This window comes from Corynebacterium belfantii (assembly GCF_041898185.1).
In the GTDB taxonomy this organism is placed as follows: domain Bacteria; phylum Actinomycetota; class Actinomycetes; order Mycobacteriales; family Mycobacteriaceae; genus Corynebacterium; species Corynebacterium belfantii.
Genome location: NZ_CP157823.1, coordinates 2,124,651 through 2,142,612 on the forward strand (window position 1 = coordinate 2,124,651; position 17,962 = coordinate 2,142,612).

Sequence of the window (17,962 nt, forward strand, 5' to 3'; positions counted from 1 at the left end):
TCTAGCTGCGAAAAAGATCCTCAATCATCGACCGCGCCTGATCAATAACATCGCCAGTACTTTCGTCAAAAAAATCTTTTTGCGGCGTGTCATTTTCCACCATTTCGCCCTCCGGCATGTCGCCAAACCAACGATCCGCCGGTAAAAACTCCTGACACCCATCCTCCGGCACAACTTCCGCGCGCTGAACCAAACCACGCTCACTCAAATACTGATCCAGATGCCGAGAAATACTCATACCAGCAATGGTAACGCCAAGGTGAGAGTAAACCAGCGAGAAATGAGTGAAAATCAATGCGCGCGAATAGGAACAATATGAAAATCGTTTTATGAGCATTGGCAACGCGCCAACAATCGACCAGTTTCCCCAGCCGTCCTCAGCGTATTAGTCGACGGCAGAGTCGTACCTTTCCGCGAACTATGTACAAAAGTCGCTGACCATCTCGGGCTGAGCACAGAGGTACACGCCGAACAGGTTCCTTCTGGGCAAGCACGCTATATCAATCGCATCAATTGGGCATGCTCAGGACTCACCCAGGCCCAACTTTTAGAACGCCCACAACGCGGCCATTACGCAATCACAGCAAATGGTCGTGAAGTAGAGTCAAGAAAACTAAAAACCTATCCAGAAAAAGACATGCTCGAATGGCCATCGTGGCGAACGTACCAAGAAGAAGTAAATGCGCGTAAAAAAGACGATCCTACAGTTAGTTCCATTGCTCCCGTAAACGAAGAATTACAAAGCCCCATCGAGGTTATGGCGAATAATGAGCAAGCCTTTAACTACAAAGTTAGAGACAGAGCTTCGTAATCGACTTCAGCAAGCCTCTCCCGAATTCTTCGAAAAGCTGTGATCGAACTTCTATGGGCGATGGGATACGGCGGAACCAACGGTAAGAAAAAACATGTGGGGCAATCTAATGATGGCGGAATTGACGTGAAGTGTCCCGGGTTTTGTTCCGTTTGAGTAGATGGGAAAATCTGGAACATGCCAAGAAAATTTGACCAGGATGCCAAGGACCGTGTGATCCGTCTCGTGGAAGACCGCATCTTGGCGGAAAATATGTCGATGCACCCCGCGTGCCAGGCAGTAGCTCCAAAGCTGGGGGTTTCATGGCACACGGCCCGTCAATGGACTTAAGCCTGCCCGCCGTGCGGGAAACATCCCAGAACCTGTGCCTGAAGATTTGGCCGCCGAGAACGCGAGGCTACGTCGTGAAAATCAAGAGCTACGCGACACTAACGAGCTGCTGAAGGCTGCCTCAGCTTTTTTCGCGTCGGAACCAGACCCCAAACGTTAAGAAATGATCCGATTCATCGATGAATACCGGAGTAGTTTTTCCGTCGAGTTCATCTGCACTGGCGTTGAAAAATAACCGGGCTGGTGGGTTTATCACCTCGCGTGGGTATCGCCAGTCCAAGGCCCGAGGACTTAAGTGCTCGTCGCCTTCGTGACAGTTGTGCTGATTGAACGCATTAGTGCTGTTCATCGGGATAATTACAGCGTCTTAGGTGTACGGAAAATGTGGCATGCTCTTTACCGTGACGGAATTGATATCGGTCGTGAACAAACTGCTCGGTTGATGTGCCTAGCCGGTGTTTCTGGCAAAGGCAGATCACCTCTCACAACCCGTAAGCCTAATGTGCCTGATCTGCGCCCAGACTTAGTCGAGCGTGAGTTCAAAGCTTCGGGCCCGAATAAACTGTGGGTGGCCGATATTACGTATGTGCGCACGAACAATGGCTTTGTGTACGCCGCGTTTGTCACCGACGTTTACTCCCGGAGGATCGTTGGGTGGGCGTTATCAGACTCCATGCGGACTTCAGGTGTTGCCGCTGCAAGCTCTTAACCAGGCGACCCAAGTGTGCTGAACAAACAACAGGGCTCATTCACCATTTAGATCACGGCTCACAGTACGTCAGCGTGGTCTACAACGAGCGACTTGCCCAGCACGGCATTACAGCTTCCACCGGAACTGTCGGGGATTCTTATGACAATGCTCTGGCAGAAAACGTTAACGGCCCCTCACAACAACGAGCTAATCCATACTCACAGGTGGGATGATGTTGTCGAGGTGGAAATCGCGACGTTCGAGTGGGTGTCATGGTGGAACGAAGATAGACTCCACCAAAGCTTGGGATACCGACCCCCAGTTGAAGTGGAAACCGATTTTTGGAAGCAGAACCCGCAACAGGGAATAATAGAAATCAAGGCAAATGCCTAGGAACAAAACCCGGGGCACTTCACGATTCAATTTTCAACAAGTTAAAATTAAGCTTTATACTAGTTTGGAAATAGTTCACTATCAGTTAAGTGGGTATGTATGAAAGCTAGATAAGGCGCTTAGTGAAACGTTAGCCGTGTATCTGGTCGCCACCTCAGCGCCGTCGCTGGTAGCAACTCCGATGCCAAGTAGAGGCGACACTCTTGGAAGGCGTTCACGGGCGCTTGGCTGGGTAAAAATGTGAGGTTTTTCTGCGGAAGTTCAGTCCTTTCAGGCTAAAAATCAAGAACAACGTGGTATTCCTAACTTTTTACGTTTGAAACCTGGTTTGGGAGATGCGATTGAGACTTGCGTCAAATTCACTAACAATAGTTATAAGAATGATCCCAACGATCCTACATCTAAAAGCAATTAATTTACCTTGCTGAAGACCCGCTAGTGATGAAAATGAACTAGCCCCCAAAAGTTGGACTGGTTTAATTCTAGGTGGTTAGGGGTTCAAGGGCCTGATTCCGATAGTGCATCGGGGTCAGGCCCTTGAGTCGTTGTTGGATGCGTTCGGTGTTATACCACTGGATGTAGTCTTCGACAGCTTGGGTGAATTCCTCGACGGTTCCAAAAACTTCTCCGTGGTACATCTCGGTTTTTAAGTGTCCGAAGAAGTTCTCCATTACTGCGTTGTCGTAACAATTAGCTTTACGCGACATTGACTGAACACCGCCGTTGTCGTGGATTAGATTACGCCAGGTTGAATGCTGGTACTGGAAGCCTTGATCGGTGTGCATCATCCATCCAGGCTTCGGCGCACAGGCTGCAATCGCCTTTGTTAGGGAATCGGCGGTGAATGCTATCGACGGTGATGTAGCCACGGTGTGACCTGACTTGGCTCAATTTAGTCAGACGGTTGGGGCAGCTTTTCGGTGAGTTCGCGGATGTCAGCGGGCAGGTCGGTTTGTGCATGGAGGGTCTGGCCTGCGATTTCGACGGTAAACGTCCGGTATTTCTTCAGGGTTCGCACTAATCGCTTCAACGACAGGCCCGTGGCTTGTTCCAACACGTGGCCTGTGGCCATCGCGGCCATCACAATGGTTAGGTGTGCGTGGATGGAGTCTTCTTTACGGTGATAAATCGGTCGGGCTTTCAGGTCTGATTTCGCCATTCGGAACGATTTCTCGATCGTGAACAGGCGCCGGTAGGCACCGATGACTTCCTGGGGTTTTAAGTCTGTGCGTGAGGTCTCGTATCCTTTAATCCCGGCCAGGGTTAGGTGCTTGTTGGCTAGGGTGTGGTTGACCTGCTTATTCGGGGCCTTGAGGTTGACGTATCGATTCCGCTTGACGGGTATCTTTCCGTCAACAGCACGCTGGGCTTTATCTAGTTGTTCGCCGATGCCGCGCCTTGTGCGCCGAGCCCTATCGTAGGAATACTGGTAATAGGTCACTGCCTGCGGTTTGCCGCTGGTGCGGCGTTTGTCGCTGTGGTGACGGTGGGTCCAGATGTGTCCGTCGTCGTAGTCGGTGTAGCTGCGCCCTTCCGCTGCATCTAGCCAGGCTTTAATTGGTTCTGGGATTTCGCGTTCTTTCGTGCCCAGAATGTAGTCCAACCCGGCATCGATAATCGCGGTCTTGTTGGCGGCTGAAAACATGCCAGCATCAGCAACAATCGTGATGTCGTCAAGGTGGTAGGCGTCTTTAAGACGCAGGATCATTGGCAACATGGTGTGCGTTTCCGCACGATTGCCTTCAAACGCGCCGATCGCCAAGGGCAAGCCGGTGGAGTCGGTGAGCATCCCGACAGTGATCTGGGGTTCGAGTCGGCGTTCTTTACTAAACCCGGGTTTGCGTAGCTCGTCGGGCACGTCAGTTTCAAAATACAAGGTTGTCACATCGTAGAGAACCATCACACCAGGACCAATGGCCGCGTGTGTGGCTAGCGCGTGGGTTATCTGGTCGCGGAAGTCTTTGTCGGCATACCGCGGAAGGTAGCGCTTTATAGTCGCGTATGAAGCCGAGGCCACGCCGACTTCTGCCAGAGTTTCAATGGAATCAAACTTGGAACCCGGCGAGATAATACGGGCTTGGACCAGGTTGAAAAACACCTCGTCCTTGCCGCTTGCCGTATCCAGGCCAAGGAGTTGGAAGGCCCCGCGAATCGCGTCTAGGAGAAGACCTGCGCGTTCACCGGATACCGTGACGGGATTATCAACCGTGCCTGTTCCAGACACAGCAACCGCAGAAGGCAACACTTTGAGGTCAAGTGAAATTTGCTCGCCATCGACAAGCCGCTGAGCCTTGACCATCAGCGCTGCGAGATCGTGGTCGGTATGGGCGGAGCCGACGTGTTCGATTTCAGGTTTGCGGTTGCGGTACCGCCAGATGATTTGAACAGCGGTCGCACCCGACGCCGTCGGGACCCGGCGGATACTCGGTGACATATTCAACAGCCTACCGGCACCCCCACCGCTACCCGCTTAGTCAGACAAAACCCGCACTCTGATACCCAACCCCACAGGCAGAAACGTCAATATGAACTACAACACACCAAAATGAGCCAAGTCAGGAGGCTTCGGCGCACAGGCTGCAATCGCCTTTGTTAGGGAATCGGCGGTGAATGCTATCGACGGTGATGTAGCCACGGTGTGAGCGACAATACAGCGGTCGAAGAGATCCATTACCGGTGATAAATACACTTTGCGGCCTGCAACCCTAAATTCGGTAACGACGCTGACAAAGACGATGTTGGGCTTGTCTGGAGTGAATTTACGGGCAAGCTTATTGTCAGCAATGCGACTGATAGTTCCTGTGTAGGAATTATAGGGCCTGCGCTGACGGATTTTAGCCCGAAGACCCATCTGGTGCATGAGCTTGTAGACGAGTTTGTGGTTGACCACCCAGCCCTTGTTGCGCAAGTCCAGCAACACTCGCCGGTAGCCGTAGCGATGCTTGTTGGCTTCGAAACTTTCTAGGATTGCGTGCTTTACCGCAGCATGTTTATCCGGCTTATCGAGTCGCTTTTGATGGTAGAAGAATCTCGCCCGCGGCATATCTGCCGCCGCGAGGAGATCTGCCAAGCGGTGTTGTGACTTGAGGATGACGATCGCCTGGGCTTTCAGGCGTGTCCCTGGTTCCTCAAGTCCCGCAATTTTTTTAAATAAGCATTTTCAGCCCGCAACCGTTCGTTTTCGCGACGCAGCTTATCTTCTTCAGTAAGCACCTTCGGCTTAGCTGAACCTTTAGGCCTGCCCTTCGGTTTCAGCTTTAACGCGTCATCACCACCTTTGCGCCATTTTCGCGACCAATATCCGACCACTTGATCCGACGACAGACCAAACTCACGGGCCAGATCCATCTTCGACTCGCCAGCTAGATGGCGTTGGACAACTTCCTTTTTGATTTCGAAAGAGTACTGCTGCTTTGAAGGCTTTTCCACAAGACATAGCTTGCCATGGAGCAAGAACCGACGAAACAAAGCACGGACTGGGTAAACACCAACACCAACATGATGAGCTGCAGCCCAATAACTATAACCCTGCTCGAAAAGAGCCACCAATTCTTCCCGCTGTCCCGCCGACAACGAACTACGTGCACACATACAACTGCTCCCCACTAGTAGGTAACTGATTTCTCAGTCCAACTAATGGGGAGCAGTTCAAAAACGGCCAGGGTTTTACCGCTATACCAAAGCCTGTTTTGGGAATGGTCTAATTCTGATGAAAGTAAAAAATTCATCCTTGACCACGGGGATTCAGTAACGGTTGTATATAAGCACATCGTTACTGAAGATGATTTGTCGAAGCGGAACTTGCCAGAGGGCTCAAACTATCCCATAAGCAATTCAGGGAGCGCGGTACCTGATTGTACTGTGTCTCTGGGAGTTATTTACGGCTGGTCTTCTTTGGCTGCGGTGGTTCCTTGGTTGGTTGATTTTTCAGGTCGATCGTTTTGTTCTTTAGGCGCTAAAATCCAATGCAGCATGGAAAACCCAAGTAAGCTCTTTTCTCTCCACTTCTATCTCTAAGAAAAAGATTCAACTCCAGCTGTTGCACTTTCCTTATGGCTGGTAGGCCATTCATAAAGTTCTCACAGTAATTATCCAGTGTGGCTTGGTAAAAATCGTTATACACATGGGTTCACAGAATTATGTTCCCATCACATCATGAAGGAGAACACAGATGCCTGCACTTTCGCGCATCTTAGGGTTAGATATAGCCCGTTCATTTGCCATTATAAGCATGATTGTCATACATATGGCCTCGCTCGTATGGTATAATAAGGTCATTCTCAATGGTCTTTCCGCAGCACTATTTGCTATATTTGCAGGTATTACGTTGATGATCATAGGCCGCGATTTCACTGTAGTTTCGTTCCTGCGGATTCTTACGCGTGGTTGCATAATTACCTTGATCGGAATAGCGCTGTTGCCCGTCGGCGGAGAAATCCAAGTCGTTCTCGTGGTTATCGGAATTACTATGATCCTCGTTTCTTGGGTTCCACCATTGCGTTGGTGGTGGAAACTCCTCCTCTTTATTGTGGCAACTGTGGCTGCGACTGTGAAGTATGCCCCTATGACCTTGCCTCAGATTTACCCCTTGTTAGCTTATGTCGCCTATCTCGTCGCAGGAATGCTGCTCTTTGAGGTGTATGTACGAGGTCATCGTGCTGCTGTTCAGTGGGGAGTTACTGCAGCTGGTGTCGCCCTCGCCGCCGTGGGTTTCTACTTCCGCTTTACTCCGGATGTACCTAGCTGGCTGCGTTTCACCGGCCATACGGGCGTGCTGGGGGAGATTGTATTGTCGGTTATGGTCGCTGCGATCGTACTGCATCTGTGCCTTATTGTTGGCCGCACCGTGCCCAAGCTGACCTATCCCTTCGCTGCCCTCGGTGCAATGTCTTTGACTATCTACATTCTGCATGTGCTCACTGCCTACTACTGGCAGAGTCACATCGCTTTGCATAACACCGGCTGGGCCTGTGCTTTCATAGTATTCTTCCTCGTGTTTGCTACCCTGTGGCACCGCATAATAGGGAAGGGGCCAGCCGAGTGGGTTGTTTCCAAAGCCATCAACATCGCCGTTCCTGCCGGAAAGAAGGATCACCATGCAGCATAAACTTATTCCTACCCTGCTTACCATCGGTGTTATCGCGTTCATTGCGTCCCCAGCCAGCGCCCTTGAATACGGCGAGCCGGCCGGGGATTCTGCCGAGGCTCGCGCAGTTGCTGAGTTGAAGATAGGTCGCGTAGGAAATTTTGGCGATTGCACCGGTACCCTCGTTGCTGAGCAGTGGGTTATTACTGCACGTCATTGCCTCTCTTCCGTCAACAATGAGGGCACGCAAGCCCGTATTAACAAAACTATTTATGAAGCGGATTCGTGGGCACTTTCCCCGGTATCTGATGCTGCCCTTCTCCACCTCACTACCCCTGTTGCCGGTGTTAAGCCTGCAACTATTGCCACCGATATACCGCAGCCCGGCCAGCGAGGTACCATCTACGGATGGAGTAGCAGCTCCCCGATGGCTCGAAGAGGTCTCCTACCCAAGGCAGAAATGGAAGTTTCTGAGATCCTTGGTGGCATTCCGTCCGGCCATGTCGCCGAAGAGGGGAAACAACCAGATGTCGCCGAAGAGGGGAAACAACCAGATGCCCCAGAAGGGGGGGAAAGTGTTCCGGCTGCCGAGGCAATGCCCGGTATTCCTATGCCCGGTCCTGGCAGTCTCGGTGAGACGTCGACGCCGCCAGAGGGCGCTAGTTTGCCGGATGGTCCGACGCCGCTAATCGGAAGCGCCCTCCTCGATGTACATTCGACAGGCCGTGCTGGTGTGCAGGGTGGTGACTCCGGTGGTCCCTTCTTTGTGGATGGCAAACTTGCTGGACTTATGACCGCGGGTACCTCAAACGGAGATCCGGATTTGCCGTCACCTAGTGCTGCGATTACCACGCTGTCCGGTGCTAAAGAGTGGATCGACGGAATAGTGAGCGGACGTGATACAGAGTCTATCCTTACCGCGAAAAACTCACCTGAGCCGCCGAAAGTTCCTCAGACCAGTGGTGATCACGTGTGGTTGTATGTCGGTATCGCGACGATTGGGCTTCTTGCTGCTGCGGTTTTAGGACGTATTCCAGGTTTGCGCGATCGCCAGCCCTAGAAGGTCTATATGGCTTCCTACTAGACTTGGGCGGCTGCACCTGTGTCACCCAATTCGGGCACACAGGTGCAGGCCTAGAGGTTTAAGAAAGTGCTGACAAAAGCATAGAATACACCGGACTTCCCCTATCTTTGCTTATAGGGCGAGGTTGGGGAGTGTTATCTCCCTGTTTTATATGACGATCACCTTTTCGTACACGCTTCTCCACGCTTGGATCAGGTGCGCGGTCACCCCTAGCTCGTAGGCGATGGCCCCGGGGCAGGGGCCATGCAAGCGCTCGGCCACCGCATACTCGCCGGGGGTGATGAGAATACGGGCGGCGAAACGGTCAGCTCTTTTCTCTCGCCACCCATCATGCTCGGGCGGATCACCGTAGTGGGCGTGCCCCAGTTCGTGAGCGAGGGTGCACAGCGTTTCCCTGTCACCCATTCCAAGCCGGAGGCTGACTATGCGCCGGTGGGGGAGCTATGCAGCTTTGGGGCCGCCTTTATGGGCTCTTCGTAATTGAGGGTGTAGAACCGGTCTGAAGCCGCCGGACTCGAGCAGACATCTCGCAATGTAGTGCGTGAGGTTGCGGTATCCCAGTGCTAAGCCCCGTAGGTGTTCGAGCCTGCCATTGATCGCTTCGGTAGGCCCGTTCGATGTTCCCAGTCGGGTGAAAAACGCCAGGACATCAGCAGCTCGACGCTTCAGAGTCCGTCCTAACCGCTTGAGTTCGACCAGTCCTGTTGGCAGATTCGTTGTCAGATCGTCGATGACTAATTGTAAGGGCTTCTTGCCCTCGTTGCCGTCGTTGGTTCGGTAGGCGCTCACAATGTCTTGATAGACGGCCCAGGTGACTTCGACGGCGGTGAAATTGGCGTTGGCGAACAGGCCTACGATCCCCTCTCCTGCTGCTTGGCCGTGAGCAGATCAGCACCGGTGTGCAAAGTCCTACGCGCCCGATACAACGGGTCTGTCGCTCGTCCGCGATGCCCGGTGGTCTCCTGCTGAATGCGGCGGCGTACCTCGTCGAGGGGTATCACCGGCGAGTTTGACGACGTGGAACAGGTCCATGACTTCGACAGCCTCGGGCAGTTCCTCAACGGAGGCTGTTTTGAAGCCGGAGAATCCGTCCATCGCGACGACGTCGATGCCATCACGCTAGTCTTTCGTTCGGGTGTTCAACCATTGTTTGAACACCTGTTTCGACCGTCCGGGCACCATGTCGAGCAGGCGTGCCGGCCTGTTTCCTGGCTGATGGGAATCAGGTCGATGATGACGGTGACGTACTTGTCACCGCCCCTGGTGTGCCGCCAGACGTGTTCGTCGACACCAATGACGCTGACCGACTCGAACCGGGCCGGGTCGACGCGGTCAGCAGTCGATGTCCCTGCGCGAGGATCGCGGAGTTCGCGGTGTGCCAGGACACGGCGAGTTTGTATGCGATCACGGACACGGTGTCGTGGTCGATGACAAGGGCACACAGCGCCCAGTCGAGGCCGGTTCGCGAGATCTTCGCTCGTGGTGGCGCCACAGCAGTGGTGTTTTGACGCCATACGCGGCCGCATTCGACGCATTTGTACCGGCGGAGGCGAATGTGAAGCGTGGTGGGCCGGTGGCCGAAGGGTTCGTAGGCGAGGCAGCGGACGACGGTATCGCGGACGATCCCGTGTCCGCCACACCGTCACCACCAGTCATCGGCAGTGTTGGGCTGGCATTCCAAAATGGCTTTGTGCCCGGTGATGTGCTGGCCAATGCAAGTAAGGTCGAGGGAGTCGAGTCGGCAGAATGTTGTGAGGTCAGGAGATGAGAAAGTAGGCTTGGACACGTCGAGGTCTTTCGGATGGAGTGTGCTAGAACTTCCATCATCGGAAGACCTCGGCATCTATCCGGACAGCGCCACGCCGTGTCCTGGAATCACTGATCCACACCCTCAATTACGAAGAGCCATCAAAGTCCGTGATGGTGGCCGTGTAGTTAACAAGAGTGCCTATATGGTTATCGGTGTTGATGTCGACGGAATCAAAAACATTGTGGGCTGGTGGATTGCCAAGGAAGAAGACGCGTCCTTTTGTGCGTAAGTATGCTCCAACCTGTCAAACCGTGGGGTCAAAGACGTCTTCATTGTCTGCTGTGACGAGCTTCAAGGGCCTGCCTGAGGCAGTGGAGGCAACCTGGCTAGGTTCGATGGTGCAAACCTGTGTGGTGCATCTTATTCGTGCTGCTAACCGGTGGGTAGCCTACAAAGACCGCAAGCCCGTGTCGGCAGCGTTGAAGAAGGTTTATACCGCCTTTGATGAGGCCGGTGCGGCGGCGGCACGGTCAGAATTCGCAGATTCTGAGCTGGGAGAGAAATACCCCAGGTCCGTCAAAATCTGGCGCGACGCGTGGGAACGGTTCGTGCCGTTTTTTGCAGTTCCCGCCGGCAGCTCGCAAGGTTATCTACACCACGAATTCGATTGAGTTGTTTAACAATGAGCTGTGTAAAGCTACCTGCAACCGCGTCCAATTTACTAGCGATGAGTCGGCGTTGAAGACGTTGTGGTTGATGATCTGCAATATCGAAGATAAACGCTTAGCTAAGCGAGCCAAGTAAGGCTGGCGAGTTGCTGCCTCAGCCGGCCGCCTTGTCGAAGGCAGGAAAGTCTCCGGGTGGAAACAAGCCATCAACCAAATGGCCGTCGCCTACCCGGACCGCTTCGACCAATACCTCTAGAAATCATCCCCCCACACAAACAACTTGACACGCTCCTTTGGTGGTGGGGTTCAGCCCCAAGCGCTACAAGTACGACGTGTATTTACTCGGTAAGCAAAAAGAAAAAGCCGAAGCCGCCGTCAACGAAACCACACCAACTCGTCTTCCACGGTTCGTGTCCAAGGCCGGGACGAAGCTTAGTGTCAACGAGGAAGCCTACGACAAGGCCTTGTCGCTAGCCAGTTGGAAAGGCTACGTCACCAGTATTTCCCAGGAGCAGTTGTCTAGTCGAGATGTCATGAGTTTTTACCACGAGCTCTACCACATCGAAAACGCCTTCCGGATGGCGAAAACCGATGTGCAGGCGCGACCAATCTTCCACCGTACGCACGACGCTATCCGTGCTCACTTGACGGTTGCGATGGCGGCGTTAGCCATGTCAAAGCACGTATTCCTCATAAGTGGTGTGACCGCGCCGAAACTAGTGGAGCGTCTTAAAAGGCTGCGCCACGCCACCATTGATACCGGCACACACCGCTACGACATCCCGCCCAACATCGACGAAGAAACCACGAACCTCATCACCACGATCCTTGAGGCCTAAGCCGAAACTCGCGGACTAAACCAAATTGTGAAAGTCAGGTAAAAGTCATCAGTCTTTCTATGGCGGGTGTTACTTGCCGGCGCAGCGCCGTACGGCGCGCCCTTATAACAAGAAATATCGCCAAATTGTCTCACTTTGTTAGGCCTCTACCTAATTGCGACATGCATTTATGTTCCATGTACTGGGAAAACACGCCTTATCGCCACGAGCATGCCCTATGCTTACCAGGAAAGCACGAATCCCCGCGCACAATCTCTTTTGAGACCGCGGCGGGGATGAGACCACTGAGCCTGGAGTGGGTACCTGCTTACGGCAGGAGAGCCCGCAGCTGAGCCGGAAGTATCGACTTAATGAACGGCAGAGCGGCGGCCAGGATGCCGAGAACCGCGACGATGGCGCCGATTACTGCTCCGTTGGTCGAAGGCAGAGCGCGTTTGTCATCGGGCTTATTCGGGCCATCGGGCTTATTCGAGTTGTAGTTCCGACCGGCGATGCACTCATCCAGCGCTTTCCTGAGGTTTTCGTTGGCGGTGAGCCTCTTCCTTTTCTCCTCCAGCTGTCTCGTCAAGTCCTTCTTCATTGCGTCGCTAAGATCGGGGCTAGCCAGTTTTTGTTTAAGCTCCGCTATCTTCGCGTGAAGGGTAGACAGATGACTTTCTCCGTAGTTCGCTTTGAGATGATTAGCTTTTCCTTGTTGACATTTACCGTCGGAGCCAAGTTTGTATAGCTAGCTTCTTCATCAGTTTGCTTAATGGTGCAGGTCATATCTTCATTGACCGTGACAGTCAGGGCATTCGCCGGCGCAACAACCGCACCAGAGGCCACGGCGACGACAGCGAGGGACGCGAGCGAACGCTTGAACATAGGAATCTCCTTGGAAGAGTAAAAGGATGAGACTGCTGTGAGACAAAAGTAATTTCCTTACTTTATCGATAGTTGCCGCCCGCTGTCAAAACGCGAAACGGTGAAAGATAACGTAATTTTTATCCCTGGTACCCCGGGAGCAAACATCTCGCTCACGGGCCATGACTTTTCGCCCGTAGGTGACTTTATGCCAGGGGTTTCAAGCAACTCGAGACATAAAAAGACCGAGTCGCAGCCAGGACGGCTGGGCTCGGCGTGAGCACCCGACTTTCACAACAAATCCGGTGTTTTCTGAGTCCTAACGCTGTGGCCTGGGGTTATGTAGCTCTTCGTAATTGAGGGTGTGGATCAGTGATTCCAGGACACGGCGTGGCGCTGTCCGGATAGATGCCGAGGTCTTCCGATGATGGAAGTTCTAGCACACTCCATCCGAAAGACCTCGACGTGTCCAAGCCTACTTTCTCATCTCCTGACCTCACAACATTCTGCCGACTCGACTCCCTCGACCTTACTTGCATTGGCCAGCACATCACCGGGCACAAAGCCATTTTGGAATGCCAGCCCAACACTGCCGATGACTGGTGGTGACGGTGTGGCGGACACGGGATCGTCCGCGATACCGTCGTCCGCTGCCTCGCCTACGAACCCTTCGGCCACCGGCCCACCACGCTTCACATTCGCCTCCGCCGGTACAAATGCGTCGAATGCGGCCGCGTATGGCGTCAAAACACCACTGCTGTGGCGCCACCACGAGCGAAGATCTCGCGAACCGGCCTCGACTGGGCGCTGTGTGCCCTTGTCATCGACCACGACACCGTGTCCGTGATCGCATACAAACTCGCCGTGTCCTGGCACACCGCGAACTCCGCGATCCTCGCGCAGGGACATCGACTGCTGACCGCGTCGACCCGGCCCGGTTCGAGTCGGTCAGCGTCATTGGTGTCGACGAACACGTCTGGCGGCACACCAGGGGCGGTGACAAGTACGTCACCGTCATCATCGACCTGATTCCCATCAGCCAGGAAACAGGCCGGCACGCCTGCTCGACATGGTGCCCGGACGGTCGAAACAGGTGTTCAAACAATGGTTGAACACCCGAACGAAAGACTAGCGTGATGGCATCGACGTCGTCGCGATGGACGGATTCTCCGGCTTCAAAACAGCCTCCGTTGAGGAACTGCCCGAGGCTGTCGAAGTCATGGACCCGTTCCACGTCGTCAAACTCGCCGGTGATACCCCTCGACGAGGTACGCCGCCGCATTCAGCAGGAGACCACCGGGCATCGCGGACGAGCGACAGACCCGTTGTATCGGGCGCGTAGGACTTTGCACACCGGTGCTGATCTGCTCACGGCCAAGCAGCAGGAGAGGGGATCGTAGGCCTGTTCGCCAACGCCAATTTCACCGCCGTCGAAGTCACCTGGGCCGTCTATCAAGACATTGTGAGCGCCTACCGAACCAACGACGGCAACGAGGGCAAGAAGCCCTTACAATTAGTCATCGACGATCTGACAACGAATCTGCCAACAGGACTGGTCGAACTCAAGCGGTTAGGACGGACTCTGAAGCGTCGAGCTGCTGATGTCCTGGCGTTTTTCACCCGACTGGGAACATCGAACGGGCCTACCGAAGCGATCAATGGCAGGCTCGAACACCTACGGGGCTTAGCACTGGGATACCGCAACCTCACGCACTACATTGCGAGATGTCTGCTCGAGTCCGGCGGCTTCAGACCGGTTCTACACCCTCAATTACGAAGAGCCACTTTCTAGAGGGGGACAGTGAAAGTGCACGCTAAAACATCAGTGTGAATTCCAGTATATCTTGATTCTTATCCTAAGTCTCTCCTAAAAACTAAATGGCATGGGAGGAGATGATTACTGATGCGAGAAAAATAGGGAACAATCCTGTGAGATAAAAACTCATTTGCTCGGGTGAAAAGGCCCCGAATACCCCAGTCTCTATGAAACTAAGTTGCTCGACGAATCTCTTCTTGCTTCGGGTCCAACCACACCACACAACCGTAGGGACGATAAACATAGCTGCGATGAGAGGGTGCGAAGGTTGATAAATAAGCCAAAAAACGACGGCCGCTAGCAGTGAATAAACGAATAACAATATGCTTTTCGGATATACGCTGCCTTCTAGTCGGGAAAAATCTGCACACCGAGCTACCGCTCCGCCAAGCACCGCCCAACACAGCAAGAAAAAGATGCAAGATTGCACAGGAAGAGTCTGCACTAGACTCCAAGTCAAAAGGACAATAGCAAGCCCAAATAAAATCAAGTATGGCTTCCTGATGATTCTCGCAAATGTTAAAAAAGCATAATTCGTCGTTGGCGGAATTTTAATCCATCTCAAATGAGTAGTCGCCACAGCAGCATGAATAATTTCTGAATCTAGAACTACCCCGCTTGCCTGGGTAACAATTTTGGTCCGCCCAGCACTTAAGAGTTTTGGGATCGTGTCTTTGCGTAGAATTAACGGTGCAATCCTTAAAATTGCGGCTATCGCCGAATACAGTCCAATGTGACCATTGGCCGTTCCGACGACCAGCCCCACGGAGGTGCAGCTAAGGATCTGCGATACAACACTAAAAATATTAAGCCGCATCTCCTGCGATGGTTGAACCTTATAAACCCAGTCTGTAGGGGAAATGGACTTAATTGGAAAAAATTGTTCAAGAAGCACGGCCGTGACAAATAAAGAGAAAATGTGAACGATTATTCGCCAAGAGTACTCACCGGTAACGTTGTGACTATACGCCTCAGTAGCGATCCAATCCAAAATAAAAAATGCAGTAAAAGCTGTAACTACAAGCCAGCCTGCCCACTTCACTTTGTATCCTAAATCTTGCGCAACATTGATGATAAGTGAATTTTCTTGCTGCATAGATCAAGCACTCTTTTTGAATGACTTGCGAGAATAACAATCAAGCCTTCGGAGGCTTTAGATTCCAAAATTGTACAAAGCCTCTCAATCCAGAAATCATCAAGATGACGCTCAGGCTCATCCAAAAGCAATACCTGTGGCTCTCCCCCCCCGATAGCTGTGTCGCAAGGGAGAAGCGTTGTTGCTGTCCGCTTGAGAGTCTTGAGGGCGACAGATCAAGTAACTCTGACAAGTCCCATGTTTTTATCGTCTCGGAGAAAGAAATCTTCCGTGTCTTCTCGAGCAGTTTAATATGTTCCCCAATCGACATATCGGGGTAAAAAACTGGCGAATCTACGTAAATAATCTTGCCGATCGACTTAATGGAGTATGTCTTTACACCATCAAGTAGAACCTGTCCGTCCAAAGGGTAAAGCTCCCCGGCTAACGTACGAAGGACGGTCGACTTTCCAGAACCATTTCTTCCTACAACGCCATATATACAGCCACCAGAAAACTCTTGCTTTAAAGAACAAAGTGTTGTCGAATAACCTACTGAAGCATCTACTCTAAGCATGTTTCCATACTACGACACCCCCATTATCAACCTAGGCGGGAGGAATCGGACCTGGCCTCTGTTTGGTAGACATCTACATTCTCGGCCGTTCAGGCTAGGAGAAAAGATATTCTACCTACTATGTCTAAGTTCTAATCTGAGCAATTCAAGCGTAACGCCGTTGCTCTCTATGAAAACAATGAGAACTTGTCTCTGGCTGCTGCCGCCGCCGAACTGGGGGTCAACCGTGCTTCATGACATCAGTGGAAGATAAGAACTCGGCACTGGTAAGAGGACCCGCATGATCGAGACTAAAGCCCAAGCAGAAGCAACCTCCGACGCAAAACGTATACGTGCATTGGAAAAAGAAAACGCAAAGCTGCGCGAACAACGAGATAATTGTGCGTAAGGCTACGAAATATTTTGCCGAAGAGACACACTGATGATCGGCTTCCAGTTTGTCGAGGACCACAAGACCGAGTACTCGGTCAAGCGGATGCGCACCGTTTTAAAGCTCACACGTTCATCGTTTTATACATGGAAAGCCACACAAGCCCGCCACACATCACGTATCTGCGCAGACGGTGTACTTAGAGCCCGTATTGCCGCAGTCTTTGCTGAAGAAGACGAACTGTATGGCGCACAACGCATCACTGCTTGACGCAACGACGATGAGCGCTTTGCGCGGGTCAATCATAAAAAGGTTGCCCGGATCATGAAAAACATGAAACTACGTGGATTTAGCAAACGCCGCCGGTGCGTGACTACCTAGCGCAGCACATCAACTCCGGTGTTTGAGGACCTAGTGAAACGACGGTTTCATGCGCAAGCACCAAACCAAGTGTATGTCGGTGATATTTACCTATTTGCCCTGTAGGAACAGCTCTACTATGTATCTGGCCACGGTTATTGACCTGTACTCGCGCAAACTTACCGGTTTTGCGATCGCAGACCATATGCGAAGCAGCCTCGTAATTGAGGCTCTAGACCATACCAATACAGCCCGTGGTGGGCTTGATGGTGCCATCTTTCATTCAGATCATGGCAGCGTGTACACATCAGCAGCGTTTAGCACACGATGCCAGGAACTTGGCGTAATCCAGTCCATGGGTGCTATCGGTACCAGTGCAGATAATGCGTTAGCAGAGTCATTTAATTCCACGATGAAAACAGAAGTCCTGCGTAATAGGAAAGTCTTCGCCAATCCGCTGCAATGCCGGCAGGAGGTATTTCGGTGGTGCATCAGATACAACACACAGCGCCGGCACTTTTGGTGCGGACAGATATCGCCCGATGTCTTTGAAGCCCAATCTATTACACTGACCAAGGCAGCATAACTGCCACTCACCCTGTCTACTTTTCAGGGGTCACGCCCGTTTTGTCTACCTCAACCCGCCCGCAGAAATCGTTGATACTGACCGAATCAAAGCCACCACCAACAGCCTGGAAGGCGGAATCAACTCCCAACTGAAACTACTAGCACGCGCTCACCGCGGCAGACGCGGAGAGCACCAACGCCGAATGCTGGAGTGGTGGCTTTACCTAAAAACAGAACTGCCTGACGATCCCGTAGAAATCGCCAAGCAATCCAACTGGGGCCAGGACCAACTCGCCAAAGTACAACCTCTGACCCACAACGAGAACCAAGCCGACCACGAAACAGGACGACCAGCCCTCTACGACAACGCTATCGACACCAACTACACCCACTCAATCGGCATCCAAAAAGGCCAAATCTAACCCAAGCGACACGCCGAACCAGACACACTTTTGCCCCTTAAGCCATACAACTGCTCCCCACTAGTAGGTAACTGATTTCTCAGTCCAACTAATGGGGAGCAGTTCACTCATCGGTGGTTTCTTTGTTAGTGCGCCCGGAGAGACTTGAACTCTCACGTCCTAAGACACTGGAACCTAAATCCAGCGCGTCTGCCAATTCCGCCACGGGCGCGTTGCTGGGACAAACAATATACGTTCTGGAATGCTTAGCGCAAATCCTCCCCCTCGTGGCTTTTCCGGC

General features: G+C 52.6%; 15 protein-coding genes, 1 tRNA gene and 9 pseudogenes. 13 read left to right on the top strand and 12 right to left on the bottom strand.

Going from position 1 to position 17,962, the window contains the following annotated elements; all coding sequences use genetic code 11:
• Window position 1 precedes the first annotated feature (1 nt).
• Window positions 2–238 (bottom strand): hypothetical protein, encoded by a 237-nt coding sequence (locus tag ABMV07_RS10560; RefSeq protein ID WP_088267004.1) that lies wholly within the window; start codon window positions 236–238, stop codon window positions 2–4.
• A 192-nt stretch (window positions 239–430) separates the two neighbouring features.
• Between ABMV07_RS10560 and ABMV07_RS10565 the strand changes: the two are divergent.
• From ABMV07_RS10565 to ABMV07_RS10585, 5 genes and pseudogenes are all read left to right on the top strand, one after another.
• A pseudogene (locus ABMV07_RS10565) lies at window positions 431–811 on the top strand (winged helix-turn-helix domain-containing protein); the annotation flags it as partial.
• A 131-nt stretch (window positions 812–942) separates the two neighbouring features.
• Window positions 943–1,141: pseudogene (locus ABMV07_RS10570) on the top strand (hypothetical protein).
• Between the two features lie 295 nt (window positions 1,142–1,436).
• Window positions 1,437–1,850, top strand: a complete 414-nt coding sequence (locus ABMV07_RS10575; RefSeq protein WP_374064594.1) for a DDE-type integrase/transposase/recombinase — start codon at window positions 1,437–1,439, stop codon at window positions 1,848–1,850.
• Window positions 1,851–1,924: 74 nt separating this feature from the next.
• A complete protein-coding gene (locus tag ABMV07_RS10580; RefSeq protein ID WP_374065040.1) occupies window positions 1,925–2,065 on the top strand; it encodes a hypothetical protein in 141 nt (46 codons plus the stop codon).
• Window positions 1,998–2,225 carry an integrase core domain-containing protein gene (locus ABMV07_RS10585; protein WP_374065023.1) on the top strand — a complete coding sequence of 76 codons (228 nt, stop codon included), beginning with the start codon at window positions 1,998–2,000 and terminating at the stop codon, window positions 2,223–2,225. The genes ABMV07_RS10580 and ABMV07_RS10585 overlap by 68 nt, the downstream gene beginning before the upstream one ends.
• Before the next feature lie 482 nt (window positions 2,226–2,707).
• Here the strand turns inward: ABMV07_RS10585 and ABMV07_RS10590 are convergent.
• The 3 genes and pseudogenes from ABMV07_RS10590 to ABMV07_RS10600 form a co-directional block, all read right to left on the bottom strand.
• Window positions 2,708–3,100: pseudogene (locus ABMV07_RS10590) on the bottom strand (transposase); the annotation flags it as partial.
• Window positions 3,101–3,117: 17 nt separating this feature from the next.
• On the bottom strand, window positions 3,118–4,659 hold the full coding sequence (locus ABMV07_RS10595) for an IS1634 family transposase (RefSeq protein WP_374064146.1): 1,542 nt from the start codon (window positions 4,657–4,659) through the stop codon (window positions 3,118–3,120).
• Window positions 4,660–4,770: 111 nt separating this feature from the next.
• Window positions 4,771–5,816, bottom strand: a pseudogene (locus tag ABMV07_RS10600) (IS3 family transposase); the annotation flags it as partial.
• A gap of 45 nt (window positions 5,817–5,861) precedes the next feature.
• Between ABMV07_RS10600 and ABMV07_RS10605 the strand changes: the two are divergent.
• The 3 genes from ABMV07_RS10605 to ABMV07_RS10615 all read left to right on the top strand — a co-directional run bounded on the left by ABMV07_RS10605 (window position 5,862) and on the right by ABMV07_RS10615 (window position 8,371).
• The gene (locus tag ABMV07_RS10605) at window positions 5,862–6,242 is read left to right on the top strand and encodes a hypothetical protein (protein ID WP_374064595.1); all 381 of its coding nucleotides are present in this window, start codon (window positions 5,862–5,864) and stop codon (window positions 6,240–6,242) included.
• Between the two features lie 154 nt (window positions 6,243–6,396).
• Complete coding sequence (locus tag ABMV07_RS10610; RefSeq protein WP_196977997.1) at window positions 6,397–7,332, top strand: DUF418 domain-containing protein; 936 nt, start codon at window positions 6,397–6,399, stop codon at window positions 7,330–7,332.
• Window positions 7,322–8,371, top strand: coding sequence for a trypsin-like serine protease (locus tag ABMV07_RS10615; protein ID WP_374064596.1), 1,050 nt, complete (start codon window positions 7,322–7,324; stop codon window positions 8,369–8,371). The genes ABMV07_RS10610 and ABMV07_RS10615 overlap by 11 nt, the downstream gene beginning before the upstream one ends.
• A 171-nt stretch (window positions 8,372–8,542) precedes the next feature.
• Here the strand turns inward: ABMV07_RS10615 and ABMV07_RS10620 are convergent, their stop codons facing one another.
• Together ABMV07_RS10620 and ABMV07_RS10625 are read right to left on the bottom strand one after the other, a co-directional pair.
• Window positions 8,543–8,800 (bottom strand): ImmA/IrrE family metallo-endopeptidase, encoded by a 258-nt coding sequence (locus ABMV07_RS10620; RefSeq protein ID WP_088266457.1) that lies wholly within the window; start codon window positions 8,798–8,800, stop codon window positions 8,543–8,545.
• 36 nt (window positions 8,801–8,836) lie between these two features.
• Window positions 8,837–10,181: pseudogene (locus ABMV07_RS10625) on the bottom strand (ISL3 family transposase).
• A 121-nt stretch (window positions 10,182–10,302) separates the two neighbouring features.
• Between ABMV07_RS10625 and ABMV07_RS10630 the strand changes: the two are divergent.
• Window positions 10,303–11,069, top strand: a pseudogene (locus tag ABMV07_RS10630) (IS256 family transposase); the annotation flags it as partial.
• A 40-nt stretch (window positions 11,070–11,109) separates the two neighbouring features.
• A complete protein-coding gene (locus tag ABMV07_RS10635; RefSeq protein ID WP_312876048.1) occupies window positions 11,110–11,652 on the top strand; it encodes a hypothetical protein in 543 nt (180 codons plus the stop codon).
• A gap of 307 nt (window positions 11,653–11,959) precedes the next feature.
• Here ABMV07_RS10635 and ABMV07_RS10640 read toward each other — a convergent pair whose 3' ends face one another.
• Together ABMV07_RS10640 and ABMV07_RS10645 are read right to left on the bottom strand one after the other, a co-directional pair.
• A complete protein-coding gene (locus ABMV07_RS10640; protein WP_374064597.1) occupies window positions 11,960–12,220 on the bottom strand; it encodes a hypothetical protein in 261 nt (86 codons plus the stop codon).
• A 56-nt stretch (window positions 12,221–12,276) separates the two neighbouring features.
• Entirely contained in the window at window positions 12,277–12,516 is a 240-nt protein-coding gene (locus ABMV07_RS10645) for a hypothetical protein (RefSeq protein WP_374064598.1), read from the bottom strand.
• Between the two features lie 444 nt (window positions 12,517–12,960).
• Here ABMV07_RS10645 and ABMV07_RS10650 point away from each other — a divergent pair.
• A pseudogene (locus ABMV07_RS10650) lies at window positions 12,961–14,287 on the top strand (ISL3 family transposase).
• An 82-nt stretch (window positions 14,288–14,369) separates the two neighbouring features.
• Here ABMV07_RS10650 and ABMV07_RS10655 read toward each other — a convergent pair.
• The 3 genes from ABMV07_RS10655 to ABMV07_RS10665 are packed head-to-tail and all read right to left on the bottom strand — an operon-like array spanning window position 14,370 to window position 15,963.
• A complete protein-coding gene (locus ABMV07_RS10655; protein ID WP_374064599.1) occupies window positions 14,370–15,407 on the bottom strand; it encodes an ABC transporter permease in 1,038 nt (345 codons plus the stop codon).
• Window positions 15,362–15,496 carry a hypothetical protein gene (locus tag ABMV07_RS10660; protein WP_374065024.1) on the bottom strand — a complete coding sequence of 45 codons (135 nt, stop codon included), beginning with the start codon at window positions 15,494–15,496 and terminating at the stop codon, window positions 15,362–15,364. The genes ABMV07_RS10655 and ABMV07_RS10660 overlap by 46 nt, the downstream gene beginning before the upstream one ends.
• Complete coding sequence (locus ABMV07_RS10665; protein ID WP_374064600.1) at window positions 15,448–15,963, bottom strand: ATP-binding cassette domain-containing protein; 516 nt, start codon at window positions 15,961–15,963, stop codon at window positions 15,448–15,450. Before ABMV07_RS10665 ends, ABMV07_RS10660 begins: the two co-directional genes overlap by 49 nt.
• A 135-nt stretch (window positions 15,964–16,098) precedes the next feature.
• Between ABMV07_RS10665 and ABMV07_RS10670 the strand changes: the two are divergent.
• Together ABMV07_RS10670 and ABMV07_RS10675 are read left to right on the top strand one after the other, a co-directional pair.
• Window positions 16,099–17,279 (top strand): annotated as a pseudogene (locus tag ABMV07_RS10670) (IS3 family transposase); the annotation flags it as partial.
• Between the two features lie 34 nt (window positions 17,280–17,313).
• Window positions 17,314–17,682 (top strand): annotated as a pseudogene (locus ABMV07_RS10675) (IS256 family transposase); the annotation flags it as partial.
• A 129-nt stretch (window positions 17,683–17,811) separates the two neighbouring features.
• Here ABMV07_RS10675 and ABMV07_RS10680 read toward each other — a convergent pair.
• Window positions 17,812–17,893, bottom strand: a tRNA-Leu gene (locus ABMV07_RS10680).
• Window positions 17,894–17,962 lie beyond the last annotated feature (69 nt).